General features: G+C 72.6%; 12 protein-coding genes. All 12 read right to left on the reverse strand.

What is annotated here, in order from left to right; all coding sequences use genetic code 11:
• Nucleotides 1-3 precede the first annotated feature (3 nt).
• Nucleotides 4-930, reverse strand: a complete 927-nt coding sequence (fmt, locus tag KBX50_RS21850; protein WP_210939319.1) for a methionyl-tRNA formyltransferase — start codon at nucleotides 928-930, stop codon at nucleotides 4-6.
• Nucleotides 931-934: 4 nt separating this feature from the next.
• Entirely contained in the window at nucleotides 935-1,495 is a 561-nt protein-coding gene (gene def, locus KBX50_RS21855) for a peptide deformylase (RefSeq protein WP_210939321.1), read from the reverse strand.
• A gap of 43 nt (nucleotides 1,496-1,538) precedes the next feature.
• Entirely contained in the window at nucleotides 1,539-2,807 is a 1,269-nt protein-coding gene (locus KBX50_RS21860; RefSeq protein WP_210939322.1) for a cytochrome P450, read from the reverse strand.
• A 172-nt stretch (nucleotides 2,808-2,979) separates the two neighbouring features.
• Complete coding sequence (locus KBX50_RS21865) at nucleotides 2,980-3,963, reverse strand: AAA family ATPase (RefSeq protein ID WP_210939324.1); 984 nt, start codon at nucleotides 3,961-3,963, stop codon at nucleotides 2,980-2,982.
• A 268-nt stretch (nucleotides 3,964-4,231) separates the two neighbouring features.
• Nucleotides 4,232-6,250: a primosomal protein N' gene (locus KBX50_RS21870; RefSeq protein WP_307871034.1), complete on the reverse strand. Its 2,019-nt coding sequence runs from the start codon at nucleotides 6,248-6,250 to the stop codon at nucleotides 4,232-4,234.
• Nucleotides 6,251-6,315: 65 nt separating this feature from the next.
• Complete coding sequence (gene metK, locus KBX50_RS21875; RefSeq protein WP_210939326.1) at nucleotides 6,316-7,509, reverse strand: methionine adenosyltransferase; 1,194 nt, start codon at nucleotides 7,507-7,509, stop codon at nucleotides 6,316-6,318.
• A 98-nt stretch (nucleotides 7,510-7,607) separates the two neighbouring features.
• Nucleotides 7,608-8,810: a bifunctional phosphopantothenoylcysteine decarboxylase/phosphopantothenate--cysteine ligase CoaBC gene (coaBC, locus tag KBX50_RS21880; protein ID WP_210939327.1), complete on the reverse strand. Its 1,203-nt coding sequence runs from the start codon at nucleotides 8,808-8,810 to the stop codon at nucleotides 7,608-7,610.
• Between the two features lie 14 nt (nucleotides 8,811-8,824).
• On the reverse strand, nucleotides 8,825-9,088 hold the full coding sequence (gene rpoZ / locus KBX50_RS21885) for a DNA-directed RNA polymerase subunit omega (protein WP_007075826.1): 264 nt from the start codon (nucleotides 9,086-9,088) through the stop codon (nucleotides 8,825-8,827).
• Nucleotides 9,089-9,141: 53 nt separating this feature from the next.
• On the reverse strand, nucleotides 9,142-9,675 hold the full coding sequence (locus KBX50_RS21890; RefSeq protein WP_210939328.1) for a guanylate kinase: 534 nt from the start codon (nucleotides 9,673-9,675) through the stop codon (nucleotides 9,142-9,144).
• 25 nt (nucleotides 9,676-9,700) lie between these two features.
• Nucleotides 9,701-10,018: an integration host factor, actinobacterial type gene (mihF, locus tag KBX50_RS21895; RefSeq protein WP_007458370.1), complete on the reverse strand. Its 318-nt coding sequence runs from the start codon at nucleotides 10,016-10,018 to the stop codon at nucleotides 9,701-9,703.
• A gap of 171 nt (nucleotides 10,019-10,189) precedes the next feature.
• Nucleotides 10,190-11,026 carry an orotidine-5'-phosphate decarboxylase gene (pyrF, locus tag KBX50_RS21900; RefSeq protein WP_210939329.1) on the reverse strand — a complete coding sequence of 279 codons (837 nt, stop codon included), beginning with the start codon at nucleotides 11,024-11,026 and terminating at the stop codon, nucleotides 10,190-10,192.
• Between the two features lie 150 nt (nucleotides 11,027-11,176).
• Nucleotides 11,177-12,451 carry an adenosylmethionine--8-amino-7-oxononanoate transaminase gene (locus KBX50_RS21905; RefSeq protein WP_210939330.1) on the reverse strand — a complete coding sequence of 425 codons (1,275 nt, stop codon included), beginning with the start codon at nucleotides 12,449-12,451 and terminating at the stop codon, nucleotides 11,177-11,179.
• Between the last annotated feature and the right edge of the window lie 114 nt (nucleotides 12,452-12,565).

Raw genomic sequence — 12,565 nt, forward strand, 5'->3', positions numbered from 1 at the left:
CCCTCACGCGAACTCCTCCCCCGCGCCGACCCGGGCACCGCGTGCCCAGTCGGTCGCCGGCATGGCCCGCTTGCCGGCCGCGCGCACCTCGCCGAGACGAACCGGGACGGTGGCGGTACCGGCCAGCACCCGCGCCTTCTCCACGAGCAGCTCACCGGGCTTGAGGTCGGGCGCGTCCGGTGCCGGGGTGACCGGCCCGAGCTTCACCCGCTCGTCCCGGAAGGTCGTCCACGGGCCGGGGGCCGGGGTGCAGGCACGGATGCGCCGGTCCACCGCGAAGGCCGGGTCGCCCCAGCGCACCCGGGCGTCCTCGACGGTGAGCTTCGGGGCCAGCGAGACGCCGTCGGCCGGCTGCGGCTGCGCCCTGGCGGTGCCGTCCTCCAGCGCGTCCAGCACCGCCACCAGCAGCCCGGCGCCGCTGTGTGCCAACCGCTCCAGCAGGTCGCCGGAGGTGTCCGCAGGCCGGATCTCGTCGGTGAGCGTGCCGTAGACCGGGCCGGTGTCCAGCCCCTCCTCCAGCTGGAAGACGCTGGCCCCGGTCAGCTCGTCGCCGTGCAGCACGGCGTGCTGCACGGGTGCGGCGCCCCGCCACGCCGGCAGCAGCGAGAAGTGCAGGTTCACCCAGCCGTGCCGGGGAATCTCCAACGCGACCGGCGGCACCAGCGCGCCGTAGGCGACCACCGGCACGCAGTCCGGAGCCAGCTCGCGCAGCCGGTCCAGGAACTCCGGCTCCCGGGGACGCGCCGGGGTCAGCACCTCGACACCGTGCTCGTCGGCCCAGGCACCCACCGGGGAACGGACCAGCCCTCGGCCACGCCCGGCGGGCGCGTCCGGGCGGGTGACCACGGCGATCAGCTCATGCCGGGAGGCGGCCACGGCGGCCAGGGCCGGAACGGCGACGGCCGGCGTACCGGCGAAGATCACACGCACCCGGTCACCGCCCCAGACCGAAGGGGCTGCCGGCGGCGTGCGGGCTCAGCTTGACGGTGGGCGGCGCGGCGGCGTCGTACCACTCGGCCTGGCGGATCGCCTTCATCGCCTCCTTACGGCCGGCCGCATCCAGCCGGTCGAGGAAGAGCACCCCGTCGAGGTGGTCGGTCTCGTGCTGCACGCAGCGGGCCATCAACCCGGTGCCGACGATCTGCATCGGGTCGCCGTAACCGTTGAAGCCCTTGGCGATCACGTTCTGCCGGCGCTTGGTGTCGAAGTAGAGCCCGGGGATGGACAGGCACCCCTCCGGGCCGTCCTGTTCCTCCTCGTCGGGAAACTCCAGGACCGGGTTCACCAGGTGGCCGAGCACGTCGTCGACGTCGAAGCTGAACACCCGCAGGCCCACGCCCAGTTGCGGCGCGGCGAGACCGGCGCCGCCCTGCTCACGCATGGTGTCGGTCAGGTCCTCGACGAGCTTGCGCAGCTCGACGTCGAAGTCGACCACCGGATCGGCCGGCGTGCGCAGCACCGGATCCCCGAACAGACGGATGGGCTGGACGGTCACGCGGGTTGGCTCCTTCACGGCGGGACGGTAGTGCCGTACCAGTCTACGGACTGCCGATGGCCGTGCCGGCCGGCGCACCACCAACCGTGGCCGGCTGCGGTTCACCCACGGTGACCGGCAGGTGGTCGTACCCGCGCAGGGTCAGCCGGATCCGTCGCCGCGGCTGCCCGGCCGACGCCAGCCCGGGCAGCCGGCGCAGCAGCGCCGGGAAGGCGACCTGCGCCTCCAGTCGGGCCAGCCCCGCGCCCAGGCAGTAGTGCGGCCCGGCGCCGAAGGAGAGCGGATTCAGCTGCGCCCGCCACGGGTCGAACCGGTCCGGCCGCGGGTACCGCCGGGGGTCGCGGTTGGCCGCGCCGATCAGCAGCAGGATCCAACTGCCGGCGGGCACCTCGACCCCGCCGAGCCGAACGGTTTCGCCGCTGGTCCGGGTGGTCAGCTGCACCGGCGAGTCGAAACGGAGCAGCTCGTCCACGTACGCCGGGGCGTGTTGCGGGTGCTGACGCAGCACGTCGGCGGCCCCCGGGTGGGCCAGCAGCACCGCCAGCCCGTTGCCGAGCAGGTTGGTGGTGGTCTCGAAGCCGGCGACGAGCAGGATCACCAGGTTCGCCAGCAGTTCCTCGCCGGTGAGCCGGTCACCGGAGTCGTGCGCCTGCACCAGGGCGGTGGTCAGGTCGTCGGCGGGGTGCCGGCGACGGTCGGCCACCAGCTCGGTGAAGTAGTGCCGCAGCTCGGCGGCACCGGCGTCGGCCGCGGTCAGCTCGGCCGGAGTGATCTCGGGCTCCAGGGCGCCGGTCAGGTCGGCTGCCCAACGCCGGAACAGCGGGCGGTCGGCGGCGGGCACGCCGAGCAGCGCGCAGATCACCGCGACCGGTAGCGGATAGGCGAACTCGGCCATGAAGTCCACCGGGTTGCCGCCTCGGCCGGCCGTCGCCATCGCGTCGATCAGCTCGTCGGTCTGCGCCGCGACCACCTCGCGCATGGCGCCGATCCGGCGTGGGGTGAAGGCCCCGGCGGCGAGCCGGCGCATCCGGCTGTGGTCGGGCGGGTTGGTCCGCAGCATGGACCGGGCGATCGAGGACAGCGCCGGGCTCTCCCGCCAGCTTGGCATGAGCTGGTCCCGCAGGTGGCCGTCGAGCACCCGGATCCGGGCGTCCCGGAGGAGTTCGTCGGCCTCGGCGTGGCCGGTGACCGCGTACAGGCCCGGACCGGCCTGCACAACCGGTCCGTGGGCACGTAACCGCTCGTACGCCGGATACGGGTCAACCCGTCCCTCGGGTGACATGAGCGACGCGAACGCCTCGCTGACGTCCATCTGGCCTCCTCGGTGTCCAGGAGGCTCCATCATGCCCGCGTACCGCTATGACCTGCGGTAACCGGAGCGCACGGCGAGGCGGAGACGCGGTGGCCCGCACGCGACCGGGGCTCAGGCCCGGCGGACGGTCGGCGGCGGACGGCGCAGTCCGGCCGGCGACACGCGGCGGGGCTCAGCCGGCGACGCCGCTTTCCCCGGCCAGCACCGCGTCGCCGGCGAGCAGGGCGTGCTCGGGCAGCGGCAGGTGGATGTCGTGGGCCGCCTCCCAGTCGTGGATCAGGCTGGGGCGGGCCTGCGCGACGAAGTAGTCCATCGCACTCAGCCCACCGGCCACCGGCTCCTCGACCTCGGCGACCAGCCGGCCCGGCACCAGCCGGAAGCCGTTGCGCAGGGCGGCGCTGAGCCGGCGGTGCCCGTTGACCACGAAGAAGTACTCGCCGGTGTACCCGATCTCCAGTGGCTCCAGGCCGGTCTCACCGGCGGCGGCGACCTCGCTGGTGAGAGCCGAGTCCCACATACCGCGCAGTCCGGCGACGTCCTCGGTCGGGTAGACCCGCCCGGGGTCGAGCAGCAGCAGCGGCGGCGCGCCGCGCAGCACCTCCGGCGCGAGTCGCCCCTCGTACGCGTCGACGATGCGCTCGATCACCTCGTCGGCGGGCGCCCGGGTGGTGTCGCAGATCAGGTCGTAGTTGCGCAGCCTGGCCTTGTCCACGCCGTACCGGATGAGGAACCGGCCCCGCTCGCTCTCGCTGCGTTCCCGGAGTTTGGCCTTTGCCTCGTCCAGTGAGGTGTAGCTCTCGGCCGGCCCGGAGGGGCGCAGCAGGACACGGCGGGCGGCCTCCCCCGGCTCGGTGATCATGTGCACCTTAAGGGCGTCGGTGAAGAAGTGCCAGGCCAGCCGGGAGTCCATGACCAGGCTCTCGCCGGAGGCGGCGATGTCGCGCTGGAGCTGGTCGACATAGCCGTCGACGGCCTGATCCAGCTCGGCGTGCAGGTTCAGCTGGAGCGCGGTCATCTGCCGCTCCTGCGCCATCTGCCGGTACAGGTCACCGACGCTGACCCGGCGCAGGCCGAGTCGCTTGGCAATCTCCACGGAGACCGTGCTCTTGCCGCTGCCCAGGTCACCGTTGAAGACGATCGACTGACGAACGGTCACGACTTGTCCACCCCTGATCACCGGCCGGTTGAGATCATCGATTTCCGCGCCGGGCCGACGCGGTTCCGCCGTCGTCGCGCCGCCCTCGGACACCCCCAGCTCGACCTGGAGTCGCCGTACGCACCGGCATGACGGGCGATGCTACCACCTCGCGTGGGACCGTCCTCGGTACGCGACTGTGAGCGGGCGAGTCGATACGGAAAGTCATGATCAGGTAACATATCGCACTGATTGGGACATCAATCGGTACGCACCGTCACCGCCGGGGTCAGAACAGCGCGAGCGGGTCGACCTGGAGGCGTACCGGCTCGGTCGCCTTACGGGCGCTGCGCACCCCGGCCGCCGTGTGCAGCGCGCCGGCCATGTCGGCGGCCCGAGCCCTCGGCACGCGCACCAGCATCCGCTCCCGCTCGCCGTCGGCCGGCACCGGACCGAGCACTTCGGCCCCGTCGGGCAGCCGCGCCTGCGCCAACAGGTCAGCGACCGCGGCGGGCAGGCCCGTCACGCTGGCCATCCGCATCGCCGGCGGAAAGCCCAGCTCCCGCCGCTCGGCCAACTCCCGGGCCGCGAACCAGCCGGCGTCCCAGCGCAGCAGCGCCTGCACCGGCGCGAGCGCGCCGTCGGCGACCACCACCACCCGCCCCCCGTCGGACGCCGGCCGGGCCAGCGCCGCGGCGCCGCTCCAACGCCGCAACGCCTCCTCGCCGGCCCGCAGGTCGGCCCGGGTGAGCAACGCCCAGGTGTCCAGCAGCAGCACCGCGCCGTAGCCACCGGTCGCCACCGGCTCGGCCCCCGGGGTCGCGATCACCAGGCCAGCACCGCCGGGGACGTCGGCCAGCACCTCCTCGCGGCCGGAGGTGCGCACCGGCACCCCCGGGAAGGCCCGCCCCAGTTCCTCGGCGGTCCGCCGGGCACCGGTCACCGAGGCCCGCAGCCGCCGCCCGCCGCACTGCGGACAGGCGTACGCGGCGGCGATCCGGGCGCACCAGCGGCAGGCGGGCGACCCGCCGGCCGACGGCAACGCGAGCGGGCCGGCGCAGTGCGGGCAGCGGGCCGGGGTACGGCAGTCGGCGCAGGCCACCGAGGGCAGGTAGCCGCGCCGGGGCACCTGGACCAGGACCGGCGCGTCCGCGCGTAGGGCCTCCCGGGCGGCGGTCCAGGCCAGGCTGGGCAGCCGGGCGGTTGCCGCACCGGGATCGCGGGCCAGTTGCGGGTCGTCGCCGGTCGGCACGATCGCGGGGGTACGCGCCCGCAGCACCGCCCGGTCGGCGATCACCTCGCGGGCCCAGCCGGTCTCCACCAGCAACTGCGCCTCGGCGGTCCGGGCGTAGCCGCCGACCAGCGCGCCTGCCTCCGCCAACTGGGCCCGGGTCAGCAGCACCTCCCGGGCGTGCGGGTAGGGGGCTCGCGGCTCGGCGTGCAGATCGTCACCGTCGTCCCAGATGGCCACCAGTCCCAGCCGGTCGACCGGCGCGAACATGGCCGCCCGGGTGCCGATCACCACCGGGACGTCGCCACGACGGGCGGCCAGGAACGCGCGGTAGCGCCGCGCCGGCCCGAGGGCGGCCGACAGGCAGACGTGTCGGCCCGAGCCGAGCCGCGCGGTCAGCGCGGCGTCGAGCCGATCCAGGTCCCGCCCGTCGGCCACCACCACCAGCGCGCCCCGGCCGGCCGCCACCGTGGCGGCGACGGCGGTGGCGTAACGGGCCGCCCAGTCCTCCCCCGGCAACGCCGACCACACCGCACGGGGCGAGCGCCCGTCGGCAAGTGCCCGCAGCAGGGCCGGCCCGGCCGGGTAGTCGCGCCACCCCTCAGGCTCCGGCACCGGCAGGCCAACAACCCCATCCACTGCCTCCGCCGCCGGCCGAGCCGGTGCCGTCGGTGCTTCCGGGTGGGGCGATCCCGGCGCGGCCGCCGGGCTGTCCTGTGCCGCCGGAACTGCCGGTGCCTCGTCGGCCGGCCGGACCTCGGCGGTGGTCTCCTTCTCCACCCGGGCGTGCCGGGGTGGGACCGCCAGCCGCAGCACGTCGGCCAGGCTGCCGGCGTACCGGTCGGCGACGACCCGGGCCAGGCGGGCCACCTCCGGGGCGAGCACCGGCACCGGGGAGACGACCTTGTCGAGGTACGCGAGCCGGGGGTGCTCGGATCGTTCGGTCCGCTCCAGCAGCCAGCCGTCGACCAGTTGGCCGGCGAAGCGCACCTTCACCCGTACCCCCGGCACGGCGTCGGCGGAGAGGGCCTGCGGAACCAGGTAGTCGAAGGGCCGGTCCAGGTGGGCCAGGGGCACATCGACGCAGACACGGGCGACCGGCGACCCGTCAGCGGGCCGCCGGTCGTCACGCCGGGTGGTTGTCAGGCTCCCGCGGCCGACTTGAGGTCGGCGGCGCGGTCGGTGGACTCCCAGGTCAGGTCGGGCAGCTCGCGGCCGAAGTGGCCGTAGGCGGCGGTCTGGGCGTAGATCGGCCGCAGCAGGTGCAGATCCCGGATGATGGCGGCGGGACGCAGGTCGAAGATCTCGGTGACCGCCTTCTCGATCGAGGCCACCGGCACGGTCTCGGTGCCGAAGGTCTCGATGAACAGGCTCACCGGATGCGCCTTGCCGATCGCGTACGCCACCTGCACCTCGCACCGCTCCGCGAGACCGGCGGCCACCACGTTCTTGGCCACCCACCGCATCGCGTACGCGGCCGAACGGTCGACCTTCGACGGGTCCTTGCCGGAGAAGGCCCCACCACCGTGCCGGGCGTAGCCACCGTAGGTGTCCACGATGATCTTCCGCCCGGTCAGGCCCGCGTCGCCCATCGGGCCACCGATCTCGAACCGGCCGGTCGGGTTGACCAGCAGCCGGTAGCCCTCGGTGTCCAGCTCCAGGCTCTCCAGTTCCGGGGCGATGACGTGGTCACGCACGTCCGGGGTGAGCAGCGACTCCAATGAGATGTCCGCGGCGTGCTGGCTGGACACCACCACCGTGTTCAGGCGTACCGGACGCAGGCCGTCGTACTCGATGGTGACCTGGGTCTTGCCGTCGGGGCGCAGGTAGGGCACCGTGCCGTCCTTGCGTACCACGGCGAGCCGGCGGGCCAGCCGGTGCGCGAGCGCGATCGGCAGCGGCATCAGCTCGGGCGTCTCCGAGCAGGCGAAGCCGAACATCATGCCCTGGTCACCGGCGCCCTGCGCGTCCAACGCGCTCTCCGACGTCCCGGTACGCAACTCGAACGCGTTGTCCACGCCCTGCGCGATGTCCGGCGACTGGGCACCGATGGAGACACTGACCCCACAGGACGCCCCGTCGAACCCCTTCTTCGACGAGTCGTAACCGATACCCAGGATCGTCTCGCGCACGATCGTCGGGATGTCGGCGTACGCCTTGGTCGTCACCTCACCGGCGACGTGCACCTGACCGGTGGTGATCAGGGTCTCCACGGCCACTCGGCTGTGCGGATCCTGCGTCAACAGGGCATCGAGGATGCCGTCACTGATCTGGTCGGCGATCTTGTCCGGGTGGCCTTCCGTGACCGATTCGGACGTGAAGAGGCGGCGTGTCACGGTACTCCTAAGTTCTTGGACGTCGTTCCGCGGCAGTGTAGTCACTAACCGTCGACGGCATCGTCCACGGTCGTCTTGCGTCCAACCGTCAGGAGGAGTCACCCGGCCAACCGGGCGACCACCAGGTCCCACACCCCGTCGGCGAGTTCCTCCTTGGACCGCTCGGGTATCCGGGTGACCGAGCCGTCCACGCTGATGACCGTGGCCGCGTTGGTCTCGGCGCCGAAGACCTTGTCCGGCCCGACCTCGTTGATGACGATGAGGTCGGCCCGCTTACGGGCCAGCTTGGCCCGCCCGTTGGCCTCGGCGTCGCCGGTCTCGGCGGCGAACACCACCAGCACCTGCTCCGGCCGACGACGCTGACCCAGCTCGGCGGCGATGTCCGGGTTGGTCACGAGTTCGATGATGGGTGCGGTGCCGTCGTCCGATTTCTTGATTTTGCCAGGCGCGTACGTCGCGGGTCGGAAATCGGCCGGAGCCGCCGCCATCACCACCACGTCGGCGTCCACCGCCGCCTTCAGGGTGGCCTCGCGCAGTTCCCCGGTGGTGCCCACGCGGATCAGGTCCGCGCCGGCCGGGTCGGGCAGGGTGACGTTGGCCGCGATCAGCGTGACCCGGGCACCCCGGGCGAGGGCGGCGCGGGCGAACGCGTAGCCCTGCTTGCCGGAGGAGCGGTTGCCCAGGAAGCGCACCGGGTCGAGCGGTTCCCGGGTGCCACCGGCGGTGACCACCACCCGACGGCCGGTCAGGTCGGCCGGCGCGTCGGCACCGCGAGCCAGGATGCGGCGAGCCACCGCGAAGATCTCCGTCGGCTCCGGCAACCGGCCCTTGCCGGTGTCGACACCGGTGAGTCGTCCCACGGCCGGCTCGACGACCCGGACGCCCCGGGCCCGCAGCGTCGCGACGTTGTCGACGGTGGCCGGGTGTTCCCACATCTCGGTGTGCATCGCCGGCGCCAGCAGCACCGGGCAGCGGGCGGTGAGCAGGGTGCTGCTGAGTAGATCATCGGCGAGGCCGTGGGCGGCGCGGGCCAGCAGGTCGGCGGTGGCGGGTGCGACCACCACCAAATCGGCCTGCTGGCCGAGGCGTACGTGCGGCACCTCGTGCACGTCGGACCAGACGTCCTCGGCGACCGGCTGCCCGGAGAGCGCCGCCCAGGTCGGCGCGCCGACGAAGCGCAACGCGGCTGCCGTCGGCACCACCCGCACCTGGTGGCCCGACTCAGTGAACAGGCGCAGCAACTCGCACGCCTTGTAGGCGGCGATCCCGCCGCCGACGCCGAGGATGATCCGGGCGCTCATCGACGGGCGGAGGCTTACGGCTGGTCGGTCGGCTCAGCGGTGAGCAGGCCCGCGTTGATCTCGCGCATCGCGATGGAGAGCGGCTTCTCCTGGGGAGTGGTCTCGACCAGCGGGCCGACGTACTCCAGCAGGCCCTCACCGAGCTGGCTGTAGTAGGCGTTGACCTGGCGGGCGCGCTTGGCCGCGAAGATGACCAGCGCGTACTTCGACGTCGTCTTTTCCAGGAGCTCGTCGATCGGCGGGTTGGTGATGCCTTCGGGGTTGGCGATGGATCCCACGGATAAACCTCTGCGTCTTTCGCACGGACCGCGCGTGAGCGCGGTGCCGGCGCTCAACCGCGCGGACGCGGCCGGGCCGGAGCCAGGAAGGAAGAACCGATGAATCCTACCAGTTGGTCCACGACCCGCTCGATGCGGTCGTGCGACACGCTGAGGTCGAAGGCCGTCACCACCGGCGCGCTGGGCAGTCGACCGGGCGGATGGAGCAGGACGAGTCGTGCCTCCGGCCAGCCCGCCCGGACCAGCAGCGCCCCGTCGAGGTCCAGCGCGAGCAGCACCGGCTGCCCGGCGGCGAGTCGGCGGCGCAGCGGGGCGGCCTCCGTGCCGCGCCGGTGAGTACCGAACCGACTCCACTCCAGCAGTTCGCCGGCGGCGAGCCTGCGGTCGAACTCCTCAGCCGTGACGAAGTGTCGGTGGACGCCGTCCAGTTCGTTGCCCCGGCGGGGCCGGGTGGTGACCGCGACCGGCGTCCACACTGACGGAGAACGCGCCCGGATCAGCTCGACGACACTCTCCCTGCCGGCACCGGATGGGCCAGCCAGGACAGTGAGCCGAGCCGCCGGGCGCGCCTCGTCATCCAAGCTCACTGCTTGTTTCTACCCGCAGTCGTGCTCAGTTGGCGGCGAACTCCCCAAGCAGGGCCTTGCGCTGCTGCTCGCCGAGGCCACGCAGGCGGCGGCTGTCGGCGATCTTGAGCTTCTCCATGATTTGAGTAGCCCGGATCTTGCCGATGCCCGGCATGGCCTGCAGCACAGCCGACACCTTGAGCTTGCCGACGACATCGTCGGACTCGGCCCGCTCAAGAACGGCTCCGAGGGTGGTCTTGCCCTGCTTGAGCTGCTCCTTCAGCTCGGCACGGGCTTTGCGGATCTCCGCAGCCTTTTCCAGCGCGGCTGCGCGCTGCTCGGGGGTCAGTGACGGGAGCGGCACCAGTTCTCCTCAGGTCCCTATCGCGACGGGCGGGACGCACCGCCGCATCTGTGAAACGTGGTGTCGCTGTGAACCAAGGGGTTCCCAGCGCGGGGAAAACTAGCGGTCAACGGAGCTTTCGGCAACGTGGGCGCGCAATGATCACCGCAAAGTGACCGAGCCATCAGTCAGTCAGGACATCGCCAGGACCGCCCGACACTCGGCCACGGCGCGGTCCGCGGCGGCCCGCAGCGCGTCCGGATCGGGCCCGGCGCCCAGCACCTCACGGGAGTACGCGGGCAGCACGGCGGGCAGCGCCGAGCCGAAGACGACCCGCAGATCCGCCGCCTTGGCACCCTGCGCTCCGAGCCCGGGGGCGAGCAGCGGCCCGTTCACCGCCGACAGGTCGCAGCCCGTCTCCCCGACCGTCGCGCCGATCACGGCACCGACGCTCCCGAGCGGCTCCGCACCCACGTTGAGCTGGGAAATCTCGTCGAGGATCGTTTGCGCGACGCTGCGGCCGTCGGCGCTGCGGGCGCGCTGCACCGAGGCGCCCTCGGGGTTGGAGGTGAGCGCCAGGACGAACACGCCACCGCCGTGCTCGGCGGCCAGCTCGAACATCGGGGCCAGCGAGCCGACCCCCAGGAAGGGGCTCGCGGTCACCGCATCGACATACATGGGGCTGGATGGATCAAGGTACGCCGACGCGTACGCGCGGACCGTCGAGCCGATGTCGCCGCGCTTCGCGTCGAGGAGAACGAGCGAGCCGAGATTTCGTAACTGTCGGATAGTTGACTCAAGGACCGCCACCCCTTGAGATCCGAATCGCTCGAAGAAGGCCGACTGGGGCTTGACCACCGCAACCCGGTCACCGAGCGCGTCCACGACGGTCCGGGCGAAGCGGTCGAGGCCGGCCACATCGTCGCCAAGGCCCCACCGGGCCAGCAACGCCGGGTGCGGGTCGATGCCCACGCAGAGCGGTCCGCGCTCGTCCATGGCCCGGTGCAGCCGGGCGCCGAAACTCTCCATGTCGTCAGTGCCTTCCTCTCGTCCTGGCCGGGTTCCACCCGTCCTCGCCTACTCAGCAGGCCCGGACCGGGGTGCCGCCGGGCTACTCCAATTCGCGATGCCTGCCGAACCCGCCTACTCAAATCCAGTCGAGGGTCGAGACTCGGCTACTCAGCCCGCCGCGACCGCTGCCGAGATACCCGACACCACGACGGCGAGGTCGGCGTCCGTGGTGACGTACGGCGGCATCGTGTAGACCAGATCCCGGAACGGACGCAGCCACACCCCCTGCGCCACGGCGGCGGCCGTGGCCGCGCCGAGATCCACCTCGTGGTCCAACTGGACCACGCCGATTCCGCCGAGCACCCGCACGTCCGTGACACCCGGTGCGCCGCGCAGCGGCTCCAGCCCCGATCGCAGACCCCGTTCCAGCCGCGCCACCTGCCCGGCCCAGTCACCGGCCCGCAGCAGGCCCAGCGACGCGTTGGCCACCGAGCAGGCGAGCGGGTTACCCATGAACGTCGGGCCGTGCGCGAGCACACCACCGGCCCGGATGCCCCGCGCGACCTCCGCCGTGCACAGCGCCGCGGCCAGGGTGAGATAGCCCCCGGTGAGCGCCTTGCCGACGCAGAGCACGTCCGGGGTGACCCCGGCATGCTCGGCGGCGAACATCGTCCCGGTACGGCCGAAACCGGTGGCGATCTCGTCGAAGATCAGCAGCACTCCGTGCGCCCGGGTCACCTCGCGCAGCACCCGCAGATAGTGCGGGTGGTGGAAACGCATCCCGCCGGCACCCTGCACCACCGGCTCCACGATCACTGCGGCCAGCTCGTGGGCGTGCCGCTCCACCGCGTCGATCAGCGCCGCCTCGTACGCCGGATCGGGCGGGTCGTCGAAGCCACCCGGCGGCATCGGGGCGAAGACCTGCCGCGGCAGCACGTCCCCCCAGAGGTGGTGCATGCCACCCTCCGGGTCGCAGACGCTCATCGGATGGAACGTGTCGCCGTGGTACCCGCCCCGCCAGGTGCCCAGCCGGTGCCGCTGCGGCCGACCGGTGGCCCGCTGGTACTGCAGGCACATCTTCACCGCGACCTCGACACTCACCGAACCCGAGTCGGCCAGGAACACGTGCTCCAGCCCGTGGGGCGTCACCTCGACCAGAGTGCGGGCCAGCTCCACGGCCGGCGCGTGGGTCAGTCCGCCGAACATGACGTGACTCATCCGGCCCAGCTGGTCGACCGCCGCCGCGTCCAGCACCGGATGCCGGTAGCCATGGATCGCGGCCCACCAGGAGGACATCCCGTCGACCAGCTCGCGGCCGTCGGCCAGCCGCAGCCGCACCCCCTCGGCGCTCTCCACCAGGTACGGCGCCACCGCTGGCGGCAGCGCGGCGTACGGATGCCACACGTGCGCCGCGTCGGCGGCGAGAACCTCCTCCGGCGTCATCGGTCCTCCTTGCGCCCCCTTTGCTCTGCTTCACCGGACGCACGGGTTCCGGGCCGGAACCGTTGCGTGGGGTGAAGCAGAGCAGCAAAGGGGGTGGTGAGTGGGTGGTGTTCG

It is taken from the genome of Micromonospora sp. C51 (assembly GCF_018070435.1).
Taxonomy (GTDB): domain Bacteria; phylum Actinomycetota; class Actinomycetes; order Mycobacteriales; family Micromonosporaceae; genus Micromonospora; species Micromonospora sediminimaris.